This is a genomic window from Catenulispora sp. GP43 (genome assembly GCF_041260665.1).
Lineage (GTDB): Bacteria > Actinomycetota > Actinomycetes > Streptomycetales > Catenulisporaceae > Catenulispora.
Genome location: NZ_JBGCCT010000036.1, coordinates 76,815 through 94,602, shown reverse-complemented (window position 1 = coordinate 94,602; position 17,788 = coordinate 76,815). Strand labels below are relative to the sequence as shown.

The window sequence follows — 17,788 nt, the reverse complement described above, 5'->3', positions numbered from 1 at the left end:
TTCTTTTGGGGCGGCGGGTCGGTGGGACGCCGTCGAGACTAGCGGATCGGCCTGTGTGGTCGGTGCCGGCCGGGCATGGGGGGATGCGGCCGGTTTCGGCGATATGTCAGGGTGCCGGGTTGACCCTCAGCAGCCCTTCCTGCACGACCGTGGCCACCAGCGTCCCCTCCCGCGTGAACAGCCGTCCCGTGGCCAGCCCGCGGGCTCCCGAGGCCGAGGGCGAGGCCTGGTCGTACAGCAGCCACTCGTCGGCGCGCGCCGCGCGGTGGAACCAGATGGCGTGGTCCAGCGAGGCGATCTGCACCTCCTTGTGCGGCAGCAGCTTGTGCCGGATCAGCGTGGTGGACAGCAGCGTCAGGTCCGACACGTACGCCAGTACCGCCGTGTGCAGGTGCGGGTCGTCCGGCAGCGGCGCCGACGTGCGCAGCCACACCTGCCGGCGCTCCGGCCCGGTGTCCGGCACCCGGCGGATGTCGAAGGCGGTCCAGCGCCGGTACAGGATGTTCCACAGCGCGTCCTCGCCGTCGTCGGCGGGGCTCGGCGGGATGGCCGGCAGCGACTCCGGGTCCGGGGCGTCCGGCCGCGGGTCGGCGTGGTCCAGGCCCGGCTCCGGGATCTGGTACGACGCCGACATCACGAAGATGTTGCGGCCGTGCTGGCGCGCCACCACCCGGCGGGTGGAGAACGACCGCCCGGTGCGCGAGCGGTCGACCTCGTACACGATCGGCGCCGCCGGGTCGCCGGGGAGCAGGAAGTAGCCGTGCAGGGAGTGCACGCTGCGGTCCGGCTCCACGGTGGCGGTGGCCGCGGACAGCGCCTGCCCCAGGACCTGGCCGCCGAAGACGCGCTGCACGTCGGTGTCCGGCGAGGCGCCGCGGAACAGGTCGTCCTCGATCCGCTCCAGCTCGAGCAGGTCCATGAGGGACTCGAAGGTGGCCAAGGGGCGACTCCCGGGGGCGGATTGTTCTCACCTGGCGGTGGTGTGCGGATTGAGTTTAGGCGCCGCGCGGCGCGCTCGTCGGCGTGGCTACTCGGTGAGGTCGGTCACGGGCGGCCCGAACACCGGCAGCAGGTCCACGATCGGCTCCGGGTCGCCGGTCCAGCCGGCGGCCAGCATCTGCGCGCGCGAGCGCCGGCCGACCAGGATCCGGGAGAGTTCGAAGTCGGAGGTGTCCAGCGCCGCGACCGGATCCCCCTGCGGCGCCCCGAGCCGCCAGGAGCCGGCGTCGGCGGCCAGCTCGACCGGCGGATGCCCGGCCTCGGCCCAGCCGCCGCGCTTGAACTTGGTCATCAGGGTCGCCACGAACGCGGCCTCGGGCGTGTCGCGCGCCCCGCGCCGCCCGAGCGCGCCGCGGATGTCGTGGCCGTGGTGGAAGACGTCGAACACGGCGAACACCCCGCGCCGCCCGGCCGGATCGTCCAGGACCGCCTCGACTGCCGTGCCGTTGGCGGCCCATTCGGCGCAGACCTCGGCCAGCGACCGTTCCCGCCGCGTGTCGACGTGCCCGGCGGTCCAGGCCGGGTCGTGCGGGTCGCCGGTGGTGCCGGCGACGATGTCGGCGCTGACCCCGGCCAGGTGGGCGTACGTGTCCCGCACGCTCCAGCCCGGCAGCGCCGGCACCGGCGTGGCGGCCTGCTCGGGCGAGAGCTCCGAGGCCAGCTCGGTGAGCTGCATGCGGATGACGCGGTAGTGCTCTCCGGCGGAGGTCATGGCAGTTGGCAGCCTTTCTGTCTGTAGGGTTGAGGGTCGCACGATCCATCAATAGTCGACGATGTGGTTGGACGGGAGTGGTGTGCGTGTCCTCGCCCTATGACACCTCCGAGCAGGTGCCGTCATTCACGGTGGCCTCCTCCGAATTCCAGGCCGGGCAGCGCCTGGCCCCCGAGCACGGCTCGGCGATCTTCGAGGTCCCCGGGGGCCGCGAGGTCTCCCCGCAGCTGTCCTGGGGCCCGGTGCCGGAGGGCACCAGGAGCATCTCGGTGACGATGTTCGACCCCGACGCCCCGATCCCCTCCGGGTTCTGGCACTGGGGCCTGGCCGACCTGCCGGCCGACACCACCGAGCTGCCGGCCGGCGCCGGGGCCGGCGACGACTCGCTGCCGGGGCCGGCGTTCCACGTCCCCAACGAGATCGGCATGCGCCAGTACGTCGGCTTCGGCCCGCCGCCGGGCACCGGCCGCCACCGCTACTTCTTCGCCGTGCACGCCCTGGACGTGGACTCGGTCCGCGACCTGGGCGTCACCCCGGAGACCACACCGGCGGTGCTGCACTTCATGATGCGCGGCCACGAGCTGGGGCGCGGGATTCTGCAGGGCTGGGCCAGCGCGGACGAGTAGGACGCGCGAACCAGCGAGTTCGGCAGCGGCCGGTCGGAGCGGCGACAGTGCCCCGGCCGGCCGTTCGCGCGCTGCGGCGGGCAGTCCTTTCGCACAGCCCGCCTGATCCTCTGCGCCGATCATGGCGGCGGTCCGCGTGGTCCTCGCCGCTCAGCGCCGCGCCACCGGGCCGGGAGAGCGGGTCGGCGGCCCGGACAGAGTCCGGAACGTGATTCCGGCCCGGGTCAGCCGCGCGATCAGCGCGTCGCCCATCGCCGCGGCCGTGGTGAGCTGCCCGGCGGTGGCCGGCAGCTCGTCGAAGGCCAGGCACAGCGCCGACTCGGCGAGCATCTTCGCGGTCTCGCCGTACCCGGGGTCGCCCCCGGAGACCTCGGTGATCAGCGTCCGTCCGCCGGCCTCGGCGCGCAGCCGCAGGGTGAACCAGCTGGCGGCCCGGCGGCGCTCGTCAGGGCCCTCACCGGGCTTGACCGTCCGGCCCACGGCCTGCCGCAGGGGCCTGACCTGCGCGGCCACCGCCAGTCCCGCGATGCCGGCCAGGCCGGCGAGCGCGACCGGCAGCCGGCGCACCGCGGCGAAGTGGCCGTAGCGGAAGTCGGGGCCGTACTCCGGCAGCGCGGCCGCGCTGCGCAGCGCCACCTGGTTGTCGATCACCGGCAGCGGCAGGATCCAGGCGTGCGCGGTGTTGTCGTGCCGGGGCGGCCCGGCCAGCACGCCGAACCGGCGGCCCGGGGTCTCGGGCTCGGCGGCGCGCCGGGCCTTGGCGGTGCGGGCCATCGTCTTGGCGCGCGACATCGCCAGCATCGCGGAGGCCAGCGTGCCGCCGGAGAACGTGCCCTTGGCGCGGATGAACCCCGACACCCGCACCGGTCCGGTCTGCGGCCCGAGCTCGCGCATCGTGTACAGGACGCCGAGGTCGGTCGGGATGCTGTCGAAGCCGCAGCAGTGCACCAGCCGCGCCCCGGTCTCCACGGCGCGCGCGTGGTACTTCAGGTACATGGCGTCGACGAACTCCGGCTCGCCGGTCAGGTCGACGTAGTCGCAGCCGGCGTCGGCGCACGCCGCGACCAGCGCTTCGCCGTGGTGCAGATAGGGCCCGACGGTGCTGATCACGACCCGCGTCTGCCCGGCCAGCGCGCGTAGCGACTCCGGGTCGCCGGCGTCGGCGATGATCAGCGGCAGCGTCTTCAGCTCCGGCCGGCTCGCGGCCAGCCGGTCGCGCACCGCCATCAGCCGCGCGGTCGAGCGCCCGGCCAGCGCCCACCGCACGGCCGCCGGGGCGTGGGCGGCGAGATACTCGGCGACCAGGGACCCGGTGAAGCCGGTGGCGCCGAACAGCACCAGGTCATAGCTGGTCCGGGGGGCTTCCTCGGTCGTGTCGGCCATCGCCGCCGCCTTTCTTACTACCGGTCGGTAACCTTGTCGGGTCCACCTTAGGACGCGCGCCTCCTGGCGACCAGCATTTGTCCGGTGACCAGCGCGCCCAGCGCCACGGCGAACCCGGCCGCCTGCGGCGGCGTCAGCGACTGGTGCAGCACCACGAACCCGGCGACCGTGGCCACCATCGGGTTGGCCAGGCTCAGCAGCGACAGCGAGGTCGGTGCCAGGCGCTCGATGCCGCGGAACCACAGGGTGTAGGCGACGGCGGTGCCCACGACGCCGATGTAGGCGAACCCGGCGAGGTTCCGCGCGGTCAGCGTGTCCGGCAGCCCCTCGGAGAGCAGCGTCATCGGCGCCAGCACCAGGCCGCCGAACACCAGCTGCCAGGTCGCCAGCACCATCGGCGTGGCGCCCTCGGGACGGCCCCACTTGCGGCCGAGCACCACGGCCAGCGCCATCAGCGCGGTGGCGACCAGCATCGCCAGCACCCCGAGCGCGTCCAGCCGGGCCTTGGCGGTCAGCGTCATCAGCGCCACGCCGCCGGTGCCGACGATCGCGGCGCCCAGGACCGCGGCGTGCGGCCGCTGCCGCAGGATCAGGATGCTGAACCCGGCGACCAGCAGCGGCTGCACCGAGCCCAGGGTGGAGGCCACGCCGCCGGGCAGCCGGTAGGCGGCGAAGAACAGCAGGGGGAAGAAGGCCCCGAAGTTCAGGGTGCCCAGCACCGCGGTCTTCCACCACCAGCTGCCCCTGGGCAGGCGGCGGACGAACGCCAGCAGGATCAGCCCGGCCGGCAGCGCCCGCATCGTCGCGGCCAGCATCGGCCGGTGGTCGGGGAGGAACTCGGAGGTGACGACGTAGGTGGTGCCCCAACTCGCCGGGGCGAGGGCGGACAGCAGCAGGTCGCGGGCTGTGCCGGCGGCGCCGGCCGGGCCGCCGGCGGATGCGGGCGCCGGGGCGGTGGTCGGTGCGGCGGTGGTGATGGCGGTCATGTGAAGCTCTCCCCTTGGTCTTCCACGCCAACTCTCTTAACGTTGAGAGTGTTAACGTTGAGGGGAAGCTAGCACATTCCCTCGCACCCTTCGGAAGGAGCGCCGATGGCCGACGCGGTGGACGCGATCATCGCGATGTGGGCCCGGGAGAAGCCGGAGCTCGACGCCGCCCCCATGGGCATCGTCGGACGCATCAGCCGCGTGTCGCGGCTGCTGGACAAGGAGCTGAAGGACTTCTTCGCCGGCTACGGCCTGGAGTTCTGGGAGTTCGACGTCCTGGCGACCCTGCGCCGCTCCGGCGCGCCGTACGAACTGTCCGCCGGCGCGCTGCTGAAGACGGCGATGGTCACCTCCGGGGCCATCACCAACCGCGTGGACCGCATGGAGACCAAGGGTTTGGTGCAGCGGGTACGCGACCCCGGCGACCGCCGCGGCGTCCGCATCCGGCTCACCCCGGCCGGTCTTGAGCTGATCGACAAGCTGGTCCCGCTGCACGTCGCCAACGAGCGGCGCCTGTTGGCCGCGCTCGGCGACGACGAGCGCGGCACCCTCGCCGACCTGCTGCGCGCCCTGGCCACCGGGCTGGGGGATACCTCCCTGGGATAAGCCCGTAACCCTTTTGCGATAATGCGGTATGAGCACCTGGCAGGAGCGATTCGCATCCGGCATCGACAAGCAGGTCCGCGACGCCGAGAAGGGCGGGGCCTTCGAAGACAACCCCCTGGTGGGCAAGCCGCTGCCCGGCGACGGCCAGCCCTACCGCGAAGACTGGTGGATCACGCAGAAGGTCGCGCAGGAGCGGGTCGGGGTGCACGCGCTGCCGCTGCCGCTCGCGCTGCGGCGGGAGGCGCAGGATCTGCGCAAAGGGCTGATCGAGGACCGGCCGGCCGCCTCCGAGGCGGTGCTGCGTGCCGCGATCGCGGACTACGACCAGCGCTCGGAGGCCGCGCGGCGCACGCCGCAGCCCGGGCCGTCGGTGGTGATCCCGCGCGTCGACACGGAGGAAGCCGTTCTGGCTTGGCGGCAGGCCACAATGAAGCCGTGAGCGAACCTCTGAGCCCGGTATCGGTCGTCCCCGGTGCGCTGGCGGCTGTCGGACCCGGTTCCGGTCCGCGGGCCGAGCAGGTCGCGGCGTTGTTCCTGCTCACGTACAAGCCCACGACCGCCTCGGCCTACGCGGTCGATCTGAAGCAGTGGTTCGCCTGGTGCGCGCTGTTCGACGTCGATCCCTTCGACGCCGTGCGGGCCCATGTCGACGCCTGGAGCGTGCACCTGGCCGACGACGGCAAGGCCCGGCCGGCCACTCTCGCGCGCAAGATCAGTGCCGTGCGGAACTTCTACGCCTACGCCGTGGACTCCGGGTACGCCTCGACCAGCCCGGTGCCGGCCAAGGACAAGGCGCTGCACCTGCCGCGGATCTCCCGCAAATCGCAGACGCTGGGGCCGGACCGCGAGGAGTCGGCGGCGATGCTCGCCGAGGCGGCCAAGCGCGGGGTGCGGGACGAGGCGGTGGTGGCGGTGCTGCTGTATCAGGGGCTGCGGGTGTCGGAGTTGTGCGGGATCAACGTGGAGGACCTGTCCAGCCAGCGCGGGCACCGGGTCGTGCGGCTGCGGCGCAAGGGCGGCGAGGAGCAGGACCAGGCGATCGCGCCGCCGGCCGCCGGGTGCCTGGACGCCTGGCTGGCCGAGCGGGCCGGGACCGCTGACGTCGGAGCCGGTCCGGCCTCCGGGCCGGTGTTCACCGGCCCCGAGGGCGCGCGCCTGACCCGGTATCAGGTCGAGTGGATCGTCGAGTCCTGCGCCCGGGCCGCCGGGATCGAGAAGAAGATCAGCCCGCACTCCCTGCGCCACGCCTGCACCACGATGCTGCTGGACGCCGGGGTGCCGCTGCGCGACATCCAGGTCTACATGGGGCACGCGAATTCGGCCACCACGGAGCGGTACGACCTCGGGCGTCAACATCTTGACAAATCGCCCGCCTATGCATTGTCGGGTGTGTTTGCGCGAGACTGAGATCGTGATCATGGATGAGGACGTCGTGGCCAGGCTGCGCGCCGCCGGGTGTGTGTTCGCCGAGGACGAGGCGGAGCTGCTGGTGCGCGCCGTGAAGGAGGACGTCGAGCCCGCGCGGCGGCTGGCCGAGCTCGTCGGGCGGCGCTGCGCCGGCGAGCCGCTGGAGCACGTCGTCGGCTGGGCCGAGTTCTGCGGGCTGCGGATCGGGGTCGGGCCGGGGGTGTTCGTGCCCCGGCGCCGTTCGGAGTTCCTGGTCGAGCTCGCCGTCGACCTCGGGCGGCAGGCACGCGTGGTCGTGGACATGTGCTGCGGGTCCGCGCCGTTCGCGACGGTGCTGGCCACCCGGCTGTCCCAGGCCGAGGTCCACGCCGCCGACATCGACGCGGCGCAGCTCGGCTACGCGCGGAGCAACCTGGCGCCGTTCGGAGCCCGCGCGCGGGCCCACGAAGGGGACCTGTTCGAGGCGCTGCCGGAGCGGCTGCGCGGCACAGTGGACCTGCTGGTGGTCAACGCGCCGTACGTGCCGAGCGAGGCCATCGCCACCCTGCCCGCCGAGGCGCGCGCCTTCGAGCCGGCGGCGAGCCTGGACGGCGGGGCCGACGGCCTGGCGGTGCACCGGCGGGTCGCCGAAGGAGCGCCGCGGTGGCTGGCGCCCCGGGGGCACCTGCTGATCGAGACGAGCGAGGCGCAGGCCGAGCAGATGCTGGACGAGTTCGGGCAGGCCGGATTGAAGGCGTGGATAGCGCAGGACCAGGAACTGGAGGCGACCGTGGTCATCGGGCGGCAGCCGGGGGAGGCGTCGTGATCGCCCTGGTCACCGGGGCCAACCGGGGCCTGGGTCGGGAGACGGCGCGCCAGCTGCTGGCCGCGGGCCACGCGGTCCTGGTCGCGGCCCGCCACGAGGGCGCCGCCCGCGACACCGCCGCGGAGCTCGGGGACGGCGCGTATCCGCTGCGGCTGGACGTCACCAGCACCGCCGACATCGCGGCTGCCGCCGAGCAGATCCGCGAAGAGTTCGGGCACCTGGACGTGCTGGTCAACAACGCGGCCATCCACTACGACACCTGGCAGCACGCCGTCGGCGCCGACCTGGCGGTGGTCCGGGAGGCGGCGGAGACCAACGTCTACGGGCCCTGGCAGCTGGTGCAGACGCTGCTGCCGCTGCTGCGGGCCGGGAGCCACCAGCGGATCGTGAACGTCTCCAGCGGCGCCGGCTCGCTGACCGAGATGACCAGCGGATCCACGCCGGCGTACAGCATCACCAAGGCCGCGCTCAACGCCCTGACCCGCATGCTCGCCGCCGACCTGCGCGCCGACGGGATCCTGGTCAACGCGGTGTGTCCGGGCTGGGTCGCGACCGACATGGGCGGCCCCGGCGGGCGGCCGGTCGCCGAGGGCGCGGCCGGCATCGTGTGGGCCGCCACGCTGCCCGACGACGGGCCGACCGGCGGCTTCTTCCGGGACCGGCGGCCGATCGCCTGGTAGGCATAAATGCCGCCGTGGCGGCGCGCAGAGCTCGGCTACTTTGCTGGCCATGCACCCGGACACGGCCACGGTTCCCTCCACGGATTTCTTCACGGATACGGATCGCTCCACGGATTCGGATCTGTCCACGGACACCGACCCGGGCGAGGCACTCCTGCGGCTGCTGGAAGCCACGCCACAGGTCGCCCGGACGCTGGACCTGGTCGCCGACTTCGACATCACCCGCCGCACCCCCCGCGACCGCCTGCTGATCCCGGCCGGCCTGCCCCTGCACCCGATCGCCGCCGACGGCACCGGCGGCACGTACTACCTGGTCGGCGACCCCCGGGAACCGCGCCGCCCGGTCCTGTACGCCGACCGCGAGGGCTGCGGCACCCTGATCGCCGAGGACCTGGCCGAGGCACTGGCCATCTTCATCGCCCTCGGCTTCTGGCACGAGGCCGGCCACGGCTTCCCGCTGGAGACCACCGAGCAGAACCTGCGCGAATCCGAACCCGACATCGACACCATCCGCGCCGGTCTGTACGCCGCCACCGGCATCGACCCGCTGACCCCCGAACAGGCCCGCGACCGCCTGCTGGCGGCCGCCTCCCGCACCGCGCCGGACTACGTCGCGGTCGCCGACGCGCCGGGGGCTCGGCCGTACCACCTGCTGTTCGGGCCGCCGCGGGGGATCGCGGGGATCGCGGGGATCGCGGGGGTTGCCGGTGCCGGGCGGGCTGTGGGGATCCCGGGCCGGGAAGCTCGGGAGGTTCGCGAGGTTCGGGCCTGATGGCGGTCGCGGCTCACGCCGGCGGTCGCCACACCCAGCGCAGTGCGTCGGGCAGCAGCACCCCGCCGTGGTTCGTGCTGTGGGCGCCGTCGCCGAGGACGAGGCGGAAGTCGTAGCCGGCCTCGGCCAAGGCGGCGGCCGTCCGCAGATTCTCCGCCAGCCAGTTGCGCGCGGGCCGGTCCCAGCCGAGGTCGCGATGGCCGGCCTGCAGGAAGATGCGAAGCGGCTTGCGCTCGACCGCGGGAATCAGTGCGGGATAGGGGTTCCCGCCGGGCATCTGCGCGAAGCTCGACAGGAAGCAGACGGCTCGCCGGAACCTGTCGGGGCGCAGCCACGCGGCGGTGAAGGCGCCGTCGCCGCCGGAGCTGCCGCCGCAGATGCCGCGGCGCTCGGGGTCTTCGGTGATCAGGTAGCGGGCTGCGACCTGCGCGATGATCTCGTCGGTCAGGAAGGTCGCGAGGCGGTCGTCGAAGGCGTCGTACTCGGCGTTGCGGTTCTTCGGCTGGCCGGAGCCTTCGAAGACGCCGGGATCGACGAACACCCCGACGGTCATCGGGATCTCGCCGGCGTGGACGAGGTTGTCCAGGACGATTCCGCCGCGCACGTCGCCGGCCGGGTCGAGGTACCACCAGCCGTCCAGGAACACCATCACGTTCGCCGGCCGGCCCGGGTCGTATCCGGCCGGCAGGTGTACCCAGAACTTCCGCGACGTCCCCGGGTAGACGGTGCTCTCGCGCCACTCGAACTCGACCGTGGTGCCTGCGGGAGTCTGCGGTCGCGGGCTCGAATCGGGGCCGTGCGCGTAGACGACCGGTTGGTCGATCGGCAGCGGCCTGTAAGGGACCTCGGAAGCCATGCCGCGCACCCTAGGGCCGTGCCGTCGGCCGGGCGACACCTTTTGCCCGCACACGCCAGTGGGGCCGCCCACATCGGGCGGCCCCACTGGATGTCGTTGTCGTCTGAGCTCACGCGGCCTTGCGGCGGCGCTCCTTCTTGGCCATGCGCGCCAGGCGGGCGTCGGCGGCCTGCTTGTGCAGCTCGGCCAGACGGGTCTGGGCGGCGGCGAGCTCGTAGGTCGAGGCGAAGTTCATCGTTGACTCCTTGGATCCTTTGATCGCATCGGCGGTATGCCTTCGATTATAAGGGAGTCGGCGCGTGGAGTCCAATCGAATAAAGGCGAAAATGGGTTGCGCACCTGCGGATTACCTGTCCGGTGTGAAGATCGGGCGACCCGCGGGGGAACTACGGTGGGAAACCGGACGAAAGGCGGGGTGGTGAGGGGTCCTTGGCGCGATGGCGGCTTACAGCGGGATGGCGCGCACGCCAACATCCGGCTGCGGCCGGTGGGGGTGGCCGACGTGCCGCTCTTCTTCGAGCACCAGCGCGATCCGCTCGCGGCCCGGATGGCCGCCGCGATGCCGGTCTCGCGCCGCGACCATGACGCACTGTGGCGCGCGATCCTGGCCGACCCGGCGATCCTGGCCCGCGCGGTCGTGGTCGACGGCGAGGTGGCCGGCTCGCTGACCTCCTGGACCCAATGGGAACAGCGCCAGCTCGGCTACTGGCTCGGCCGCGACCACTGGGGCCGCGGCGTCGCCACCACCGCGCTGGCGCTGTTCCTGTGCGAGCTCACCGAGCGGCCGGTGCACGCCTACGTCGCCGGGCACAACGTCGCCTCGCGGCGCGTGCTGGAGAAGTGCGGCTTCCGGCCGGACGGCCTCGACGGGGACGCGAGCCTGCTCGGATACGTCCTGGAACTCTGAGGCGTGCAGGGGGCCACGCAGCACCTGGGGATGTCTCTGCTTGACGTGCGGGTGATCCGCGCTGGTCTCGTTAGCGCATACTGCTACGCTCGGCGGCCGAATTGCAGGTACAACGTCTCGCCGTTGCGCTTGGCTCTGTCGGCTTCGCTGAGACGGCGATACATGCTGGGGCGTACTCGACCGCGTATATCCGTCAATGCCACCCGGTGCAGTCCACGCAACTCGTCAGGTTGAAGCTCAACCGCGTCAATATGCTGCTCGGACAAGGTGCCACCGTCGAAAACGAACACAACGATCTCACCCCAGACGCCATGACCCGGCTGCCAGTCCACGACCAGGAGTCTGCCGACGTTTGTCGCCAGGCCGATCTCCTCGGCGACCTCACGCCGACAGGCGTCCCGGGGGGCCTCGCCTTTTTCGCACATTCCGCCCGGGATCTCCCAGGTGGGCTTGTAGATCGGTTCCACCATGACGATCCGACCCTGCGGATCATGGAACAGCGCACCGGCGGCGACACGCTTCATCGGCTGCCTGGCGGCGATCCCGACGTGGAACTCGGCTTCCGGCTCGCCCTCAGCGGCGAGATCGTCCTCAAATGTCATCGACCGTCAGCCTGTTCCTCGATGTCGTCACTCCATCAGTTTTCCAATCAGGGAGCCGCACGACACCTTCGGACCACAGGTAGGCGCGAGTGTGGCTGGCTCTTGTGGCTCCAAGTCCGGAAACACTAGCCACCTATTCAGAAGCCTGATATTCCTTGGGGGGTGCGGCGCATCGTCTCGGCACTACTTCTGGTGGTAGCACTCCTCGTTCTCCTCTTGTGGACCATCGACAGGTACGTCAAACCGGTGCTTCCATCCGGGATTTCCGGCCCGGTGACGTTCATCGCGGGGACGGGGATCGCGGCGGTGGCCCTCTTGGGCTCGTTCGGCGATGCACTGGAGTTGGTGAAGAGCACGTCGGAAGCGATCCGTAGGCGTAGCGGCCACGAGGAGCCGCCGCCGGCGACGCCTGTCGTCGCGGCGGATTCGGAGCGGCCGGCCGCCCGGCAACCCGTCCTCCCGCCGGTCGAGTTCATCGGGCGATACGAGGATCTGGCGATGCTCATGGGGGCTTTGAGGAATCCGCTGATACCCCTGATCACGCTCAAGGGTGTGGGCGGGATCGGAAAGACCGCGCTGGCGCAGGAGGCCATGCGTGTGGCCGCGGCCGAAGGCTTGTTCAGCAGCATCTTCTGGCATAGCACCCCGGCTGAGAAGTTCGTCGGAGAGGGCGTCCTGCGCACCGAGGTCGCCGACTACTCGTTCGATGCCTTGGTCAACGACCTGCTTCACCACTCGCAGGTGCCGTCGAGCACCGATGCGCCCACGGCGGTGAAGGCGGAGATCGTCAGGGCCTGGCTGGCCGATCATCGAGTGCTGATTGTGCTTGACAACCTGGAGACCGTGCCCGACCGGGACGCACTGGTCGCCGGCTTGTTCGAAATCCTCGGCCAGAGCAAGGCCCTGATGACGAGCAGGTACGCCGTCATCCACCAGCGCGTGTTCACCATGAATCTCGAAGGACTCTCACCGCAGGACGGCGTCGCGTTTCTCGTCAGGACCGGCCAGCTCCAGAACAACCGGAACCTGATGAAAGCGGACGCCGACACCCTCGCGCGCATCCGCGACGCGGCCGGCGGTGCGCCGTTGGCGATGCTGCTCATCAGCGGACAGATGGACTACGAGCCGATCGAACAGGTCCTGCGAGTCGTCGAGGAGGCCGGGTTCAACGATCTGAGCTACGAGTTCTACAGCTTCATGTTCCGGCGGACCTGGAAGGAGCTGGACGGACCCGCCCGCAAGGTGCTGGTCGCCATGCGGCTCTTCGAGGGAAACCCGACCGCCGGCGCGGTCAAGTACACCGCCGACATGGCTGATCAGGAGTTCTACCGAGCGGCCGCCATGCTGGTCCGACGGTCCATGCTCAGCCTGGTCGGGGGCCAGGACGAGCGCTATACCCTGCACCCGCTGACACGCTACTTCATCAGCACCGACGTCGCATCGCGGTGGGAGTGAGCTGTGCGTCGGCGGCTGTGGCGGTCGGGCACATCGTCGGATGAGCCTGACGCCGCGTTCGACGAGAATTGCCGCATGCGCCGTATGCGATACCTCCTGCGGTTGGTGGTCGACAACGCAGCCGACAACGACGTGTTGGAGGCCGACCGAGTCGACATCATGTCGGCGTTGGCCGTGGCGCGGGAACGCTGCCGCGAGGACGACGTCGAGCTGTGTCAGCTCTTCATCCACGCGGTGGGATCCCTGGCTCGATTCCTGGGCTATCGCAATGCCCTGAAGGAACGCGTCACTTGGGGCAGAGCCGCTCTCGACGTCGCCGAACTGCTCGGCGACGACTTGGCGATCGCGGAACTCTGCGCGTCGACCATCGCCTGGCCGCTGCTCCAGATCGGCGACTACCCCGAGACGGAACGCTACTGCCTCCAAGGTCTCGAGGCAGCCCGGAGATGCGACGATTCACCGGCCGCAGCGCGCTGGGCCGGCAACGCCGCCCGCTCGTTGTCCGGCATCGCCCGAGACGCCAACGACGGCCCCACCGCTCGATACTGGGCCGAGCAGGTGGCGATATACGCTCGCCAAAGCGGAGACGGATTACTGGAACGTGGGGCACGGCTGGACTTCGGGTTCGCAGCACTGTTGCAGGACGAGTTCGAAGAGGCCGAGCATCTGTTCACCGGGCTGCTGGAATTCGAGAACCGAGGCGACGACACCGAACGGATCGCGAATCGCTCCGGCGAGACCGCCCTAGCCATCATGAACCGGGCACTGCGATCTGACACCGTCGAGGAAGAGACCCGGCTCTGCCAGCACGCCCGCGCGAACCTGGAACGCAGCCTGGAACTGGGCATCCGGATCAACCACGCCGTCGTGATCGCCGAATGCGAGATCTCACTCGCCGTCCTGGCCCGGATCCAAGGCGACGACGCCGAGTACCAGCGGTTGATCGCCAGCGGCCGGAGGCGTTTCGCGGACCTCGGAATCCGCCGAATGGGCCGCGCTGAGCAGTTCGTCAGATTCCCCGAAGCCCGCGCTTAGCTTGACTCAGTCGGGGATCTTGGAGCGCTGTCAGTCACTGATCGCTCGCCATGAACTCAGTCGGGGATGCTCTGCTGATCCATTGACCGCGATTGTGGTGGCCGCCTCGGCATGGGGTGCCCGTGCCGGAGGCCGGTCCGGACGCCGTATGCGCGTGGAACGCCACCACCAATTCACCGCCGACGGCGACGAACCAGAATCCAAAACGGGTTGGGATGAGAATCGGCGTTCGAGTGCTGCCTGCGCAAAAACAGCCTTGACCTGGGCGTCGGGGCCGTTGCCTGCCCGTTCGAACATCGCTCACCATGCTGTTTGTGGAGCCTGTGGCCTTTCACGGCGTCCGTGACGCGGTGTTCCAACTCCCCGCCGAGCGCCGTTCCCAGTGGACCGCCTGGCTGGACGAGGCCGAGGCCAAGCTGCCGCACGCCTTCCAGCCGAACGGCTTCGTCGTCACCGCGCTGCAAGCCGCATGGTCCGCCATCTGGCACACCAAGATTTCCCCGGACGACCCCGAGGCGCACTTCCACCTCGCCCTGCAGGCCGCAGTCCGAGCCGGCGACGACACCGACACCGTAGCGGCGATCGCCGGCGCGCTACTGGGCGCGGCCTGGGGGCGTACGGCGATCCCCGGCGAGTGGCAGCGCGCCATCCACGGCTGGCCCGGCTTGAACGCAGACGGGCTGGCAGATCTGACGAACCGGATCACAGCGGCCGGCGACTGACCCAGTCCAGCCGAGTTTTCGGTTGAGTATCCCTGGCTCGTCGTTGCCAAATACGGACGCGGCAATACCCCACGCGATTCTCACGCAACCCCCAGCCCGATAGCGTCCCGCAGCGGGACGCGGGCTGAGCGTCTTCCCGTGTGAGAGCGGCGCCTAGTTGTAAGTCAGGCCACGCCGATAACGATCCGGGACAACCGGCCGGTACTGTCCACGGCGCTATCAGGCGGGTCAGGCCAGGAACTCGATTTCGGGGAAGGCCGGGGACGGACGGTCGAGCAGGTGGCTGTCGTGTCCGCGGATGAACCGGTCGAAATATGCGCGCAGATAGGTGCGTACGGCGAGTACCGACCGGGCCGGGTCAACGGTGCCGATCGTCTGCAGGGCGCTCGGCGGAATATCGACGACGGCGGCCGCCTGGGGCAGCAGTGACTGGAGGTCGGTGTACGACTTGTGCGCGGAGTTCACCAGGCGGAGTTCCTTGTGCCAACCCCGCAGATGCGACCAGGCCTGGGCCCAGGACGGATCGTTGGCCAGGTCGTGCGTTTGTGAGCACATGAACAGGTACGGCCGGTCCAGCCCGGCGGTGAGGACCGGGCCGAACAGCGAGCCGTCGAGGTCGCATCCGGCCAGGATCCGCCGGTCGTCGAGCATCGCCCAGGCCGCGGTGGCGCCACCCATGGAGTGCCCGTACATCCCGATCCGGCACAGGTCCAGCATCTCGGCCAGGCCGCGAGGCAACGGACGGTGCTCGACATCCGGGTTGCGGCCCGCCGCGATGGCGCACAGCTGGTCGAGCACGAACCGGGTGTCGGCGACCCGGACCGAGACCGCCTCGGTTTCGATCGCCGGAGTGCCCGCCGGGATGGTACGGGGTTCGACGTGGCCGTCCGGGAACTCGACCTCCGAGCTGTCGTGGGTGTGGTCGATGGTGACGACCACGTAGCCGTGGCTGACCAGCTCCTCGGTGTACGTCGTGCAGTCGCCGCGGTCGCCGCCGGAACCCGGTGAGAACAGCAGCACGGGACGCGGACCGTGTCGGCGATCGGCGGGCGCGCCGTCATAGCCGTGCGTCGAGGGGACGGTCACCAGGCCCGGCGGAATCTGGATGCGCCGCAGATAGGCCGACCACGCGGCGGCGGGCAGCCAGGGCACGGGGTCGTAGCCGTCGACGTCGCGGGCCGGGTACCAGATACTGATCATCAGCTCACGTGCCGGATGCGACGGGACCCATGGATCGCGGCGGGATCGATCGATGAGGTGCAGGGCGACGTTTCCGATCCGGCACCGGCCGGTCGGCGCGGGCAGGGTGAGCTGAAGCGGGCCGACGAGGGGGGCGGTGGCGGCTCGAGCCGGCCCGGCGGAGATCGTCGGCACGACCGTGCCGAGCCCGAGCCCGAGCGCGGCCAGGCCGGCGAGGGCGGTACGGCGGCCGGGATGGAGTGCGGCGAGGTCGGTGGAGCGGGGCACGGGCATGAGTTCTCCTAGCCGAGAAACCAAGGTCGCAGAACTCTTATTTACCAGACGGAGGGGCACTGTGCTCGGCCCGAGCGGAGACGACGGCAGCCAGTTCGGTGACCGGCGCGGCGTGAACGGCGTCGAGGTCGTAGTTGACCGGGGCGGCGGACGGCTCGGCCTGGTCAGCGTCGCCGGGACAGGGAGCATCTGCGGGGCCGGGACCTGCGGTGAGTTCGGGTCGCGGTGGACTTGCAGGTACATCCATCGCAGGATCGAAAGCTGGTCGAAGATGCCGGCCAGCAGGTGTTCGCCAGTGGTCCAGGTGGCCACTCGATCCCGAGCATCCGCTCGTCGTTCGGCGGGTTCGCGCTGATGTTGAGCTTGAAATCGCCGGGCACAAACGCGGGGCCGGTCGAGCCGGCTTCCGCCGCCTGGTCGACGGCGCCGCCGATGCGGCCGGGTTCGGTGGGGCGGGCGGTGCCGTGGGCGATCAGCGCTGCGGCATCAGCCTCGGGCGGGTCACAGCTGCTTAGCTTCAGCAACGGCCGCGTTAGAGCGGGGTCGCCGACGTCATGGCTTTGACCTGCAGATCTAGGCGCATATCGAAGAATCGGAAGCCTTCTGAACTAGCCAAGGTTGGAGTCCGCGGGTGGCTCCAACCATCTCGCTCAAAACACAACCCCCGACCTGCGGTTTCGCAGATCGGGGGTGTGCCGTGGAGCTTAGGGGACTGGAACTCGAAGGCTTCGAACTCTGAGGCGCGGACCGACTACCCGGCCTCGGCCAGCGCCTTGGCCTCTTCCTCCTCGGTGAAGCCGAACGGCAGCGGCGGCAGCCCGCGCTCCCGGTCCCACGCCAGCACGTCGGCGACCGTCGTCGCGAACGGCGTCTGCGGCATCCCCGCCGCCACGGCCCGCGCCGGGTCGCGCTGCATGCGGTGCCAGTCCTCCGGGTCGCGGATCAGCGGGAAGAATGTGCCCTGCGCGTCCTGCTCCGGCACCGGGACGATCTCCACTTCGGTGCCGGCCGCCTTCGCGCACAGCCCGATCACGTCGGCCATGGTGAGCGTCTCGGCCGGGCCGACGGCGTTGTACGCGCCGCCGCGGCCGTCCTCGATCAGGCGCACCATCAGGCGCGCGGCGTCGCGGACGTCGATGAGCTGCACCGGCTGCTCGGGTCGGCCCGGCAGCGCGAGCCGGCCGCCGGCGGCGGCGCGGCGCACGTAGTAGGTCAGGCCGTTCTGCGGATCGTGCGGACCGGCGACCTTGCCCGGGCGCACGATGCTCGCGCGCTCGCCGAAGCGGGCCTGGACGTCGTCCTCGCACGCGACCTTCAGCGGCCCGTAGGTCTCCTCGAAGAGCTCCTCGGTGTCGCGGACCGGCGCGCGCCGCGGGGTGTCCTCGGTCGAGCCGGGCCCCACGCCGCTGCGCTCGTACACCGCGTGGCTGGAGACGAAGACGTAGCGGCCGACGCGGTCGCCGAGGGCGTCCATGGCCTTGTTGACGTGGCGGGGCACGTACCCGGACGAGTCCACGACCGCGTCCCATTCACCGGTCGCCAAGGCGGAGTAGTCATCGGTGTCCCGGTCGCCGACGAGGCGCTGGACCTGGGGGAACAAGGCGGAGCCGGAGCGTCCGCGGTTGAAGATGGCCACCTCGTGACCACGGGAGAGGGCGTCCTCGACCACGGCCCGGCCGACGAAGCCGGTGCCGCCCAACATCAGAATGCGCATTCGGTCCAGCCTAGTGACGGTGTCGCACGGCGCCACCGGATTTATGGT

At 70.9% G+C, this 17,788-nt stretch carries 20 protein-coding genes; 11 read left to right on the top strand and 9 right to left on the bottom strand.

The window, feature by feature from the left end:
- Positions 1–106 precede the first annotated feature (106 nt).
- Together ABH926_RS45300 and ABH926_RS45295 are read right to left on the bottom strand one after the other, a co-directional pair.
- Positions 107–940 carry an acyl-CoA thioesterase gene (locus ABH926_RS45300; protein ID WP_370373206.1) on the bottom strand — a complete coding sequence of 278 codons (834 nt, stop codon included), beginning with the start codon at positions 938–940 and terminating at the stop codon, positions 107–109.
- Positions 941–1,027: 87 nt separating this feature from the next.
- Positions 1,028–1,711, bottom strand: coding sequence for a maleylpyruvate isomerase family mycothiol-dependent enzyme (locus tag ABH926_RS45295; protein WP_370373205.1), 684 nt, complete (start codon positions 1,709–1,711; stop codon positions 1,028–1,030).
- Positions 1,712–1,797: 86 nt separating this feature from the next.
- On the opposite strand from ABH926_RS45295, the gene ABH926_RS45290 reads away from it, so the two are divergent.
- Entirely contained in the window at positions 1,798–2,337 is a 540-nt protein-coding gene (locus tag ABH926_RS45290; protein ID WP_370373203.1) for a YbhB/YbcL family Raf kinase inhibitor-like protein, read from the top strand.
- Positions 2,338–2,487: 150 nt separating this feature from the next.
- Here the strand turns inward: ABH926_RS45290 and ABH926_RS45285 are convergent, their stop codons facing one another.
- Complete coding sequence (locus tag ABH926_RS45285; RefSeq protein WP_370373201.1) at positions 2,488–3,720, bottom strand: trans-acting enoyl reductase family protein; 1,233 nt, start codon at positions 3,718–3,720, stop codon at positions 2,488–2,490.
- Between the two features lie 47 nt (positions 3,721–3,767).
- Positions 3,768–4,706, bottom strand: coding sequence for an EamA family transporter (locus ABH926_RS45280; protein WP_370373199.1), 939 nt, complete (start codon positions 4,704–4,706; stop codon positions 3,768–3,770).
- Between the two features lie 105 nt (positions 4,707–4,811).
- Here ABH926_RS45280 and ABH926_RS45275 point away from each other — a divergent pair, with 105 nt between their 5' ends.
- Genes ABH926_RS45275 through ABH926_RS45250 form a run of 6 tightly spaced genes read left to right on the top strand, consistent with a single transcriptional unit; the run spans position 4,812 to position 8,976 of the window.
- Positions 4,812–5,312, top strand: a complete 501-nt coding sequence (locus tag ABH926_RS45275; protein WP_370373197.1) for a MarR family winged helix-turn-helix transcriptional regulator — start codon at positions 4,812–4,814, stop codon at positions 5,310–5,312.
- A gap of 28 nt (positions 5,313–5,340) precedes the next feature.
- Positions 5,341–5,751: a DUF1992 domain-containing protein gene (locus tag ABH926_RS45270; RefSeq protein WP_370373195.1), complete on the top strand. Its 411-nt coding sequence runs from the start codon at positions 5,341–5,343 to the stop codon at positions 5,749–5,751.
- Complete coding sequence (locus ABH926_RS45265; RefSeq protein WP_370373193.1) at positions 5,748–6,719, top strand: tyrosine-type recombinase/integrase; 972 nt, start codon at positions 5,748–5,750, stop codon at positions 6,717–6,719. Before ABH926_RS45270 ends, ABH926_RS45265 begins: the two co-directional genes overlap by 4 nt.
- 10 nt (positions 6,720–6,729) lie before the next feature.
- On the top strand, positions 6,730–7,524 hold the full coding sequence (locus tag ABH926_RS45260; protein WP_370373257.1) for a putative protein N(5)-glutamine methyltransferase: 795 nt from the start codon (positions 6,730–6,732) through the stop codon (positions 7,522–7,524).
- Complete coding sequence (locus tag ABH926_RS45255; RefSeq protein WP_370373191.1) at positions 7,521–8,204, top strand: SDR family oxidoreductase; 684 nt, start codon at positions 7,521–7,523, stop codon at positions 8,202–8,204. Before ABH926_RS45260 ends, ABH926_RS45255 begins: the two co-directional genes overlap by 4 nt.
- 49 nt (positions 8,205–8,253) lie before the next feature.
- Positions 8,254–8,976: a hypothetical protein gene (locus ABH926_RS45250; protein WP_370373189.1), complete on the top strand. Its 723-nt coding sequence runs from the start codon at positions 8,254–8,256 to the stop codon at positions 8,974–8,976.
- Positions 8,977–8,989: 13 nt separating this feature from the next.
- Here ABH926_RS45250 and ABH926_RS45245 read toward each other — a convergent pair whose 3' ends face one another.
- Together ABH926_RS45245 and ABH926_RS45240 are read right to left on the bottom strand one after the other, a co-directional pair.
- Positions 8,990–9,832, bottom strand: coding sequence for an alpha/beta hydrolase (locus ABH926_RS45245; protein WP_370373187.1), 843 nt, complete (start codon positions 9,830–9,832; stop codon positions 8,990–8,992).
- 109 nt (positions 9,833–9,941) lie between these two features.
- Positions 9,942–10,067 (bottom strand): hypothetical protein, encoded by a 126-nt coding sequence (locus tag ABH926_RS45240; RefSeq protein WP_370373185.1) that lies wholly within the window; start codon positions 10,065–10,067, stop codon positions 9,942–9,944.
- A gap of 183 nt (positions 10,068–10,250) precedes the next feature.
- On the opposite strand from ABH926_RS45240, the gene ABH926_RS45235 reads away from it, so the two are divergent.
- Complete coding sequence (locus ABH926_RS45235; protein WP_370373183.1) at positions 10,251–10,739, top strand: GNAT family N-acetyltransferase; 489 nt, start codon at positions 10,251–10,253, stop codon at positions 10,737–10,739.
- Between the two features lie 83 nt (positions 10,740–10,822).
- On the opposite strand, the gene ABH926_RS45230 is transcribed toward ABH926_RS45235, so the two are convergent.
- Positions 10,823–11,341, bottom strand: coding sequence for an NUDIX domain-containing protein (locus ABH926_RS45230; RefSeq protein ID WP_370373181.1), 519 nt, complete (start codon positions 11,339–11,341; stop codon positions 10,823–10,825).
- Positions 11,342–11,614: 273 nt separating this feature from the next.
- Here ABH926_RS45230 and ABH926_RS45225 point away from each other — a divergent pair, with 273 nt between their 5' ends.
- The 3 genes from ABH926_RS45225 (at position 11,615) to ABH926_RS45215 (ending at position 14,553) form a co-directional block, all read left to right on the top strand.
- Entirely contained in the window at positions 11,615–12,796 is a 1,182-nt protein-coding gene (locus ABH926_RS45225; RefSeq protein ID WP_370373179.1) for an NB-ARC domain-containing protein, read from the top strand.
- 3 nt (positions 12,797–12,799) lie between these two features.
- Complete coding sequence (locus tag ABH926_RS45220) at positions 12,800–13,831, top strand: hypothetical protein (protein WP_370373177.1); 1,032 nt, start codon at positions 12,800–12,802, stop codon at positions 13,829–13,831.
- A 314-nt stretch (positions 13,832–14,145) separates the two neighbouring features.
- Positions 14,146–14,553 carry an ADP-ribosylglycohydrolase family protein gene (locus ABH926_RS45215; protein ID WP_370373175.1) on the top strand — a complete coding sequence of 136 codons (408 nt, stop codon included), beginning with the start codon at positions 14,146–14,148 and terminating at the stop codon, positions 14,551–14,553.
- A 228-nt stretch (positions 14,554–14,781) separates the two neighbouring features.
- On the opposite strand, the gene ABH926_RS45210 is transcribed toward ABH926_RS45215, so the two are convergent.
- Positions 14,782–16,026, bottom strand: coding sequence for an alpha/beta hydrolase family protein (locus ABH926_RS45210; protein WP_370373174.1), 1,245 nt, complete (start codon positions 16,024–16,026; stop codon positions 14,782–14,784).
- 751 nt (positions 16,027–16,777) lie between these two features.
- Positions 16,778–17,740 (bottom strand): NAD-dependent epimerase/dehydratase family protein, encoded by a 963-nt coding sequence (locus tag ABH926_RS45205; RefSeq protein ID WP_370373172.1) that lies wholly within the window; start codon positions 17,738–17,740, stop codon positions 16,778–16,780.
- Positions 17,741–17,788: the final 48 nt, after the last annotated feature.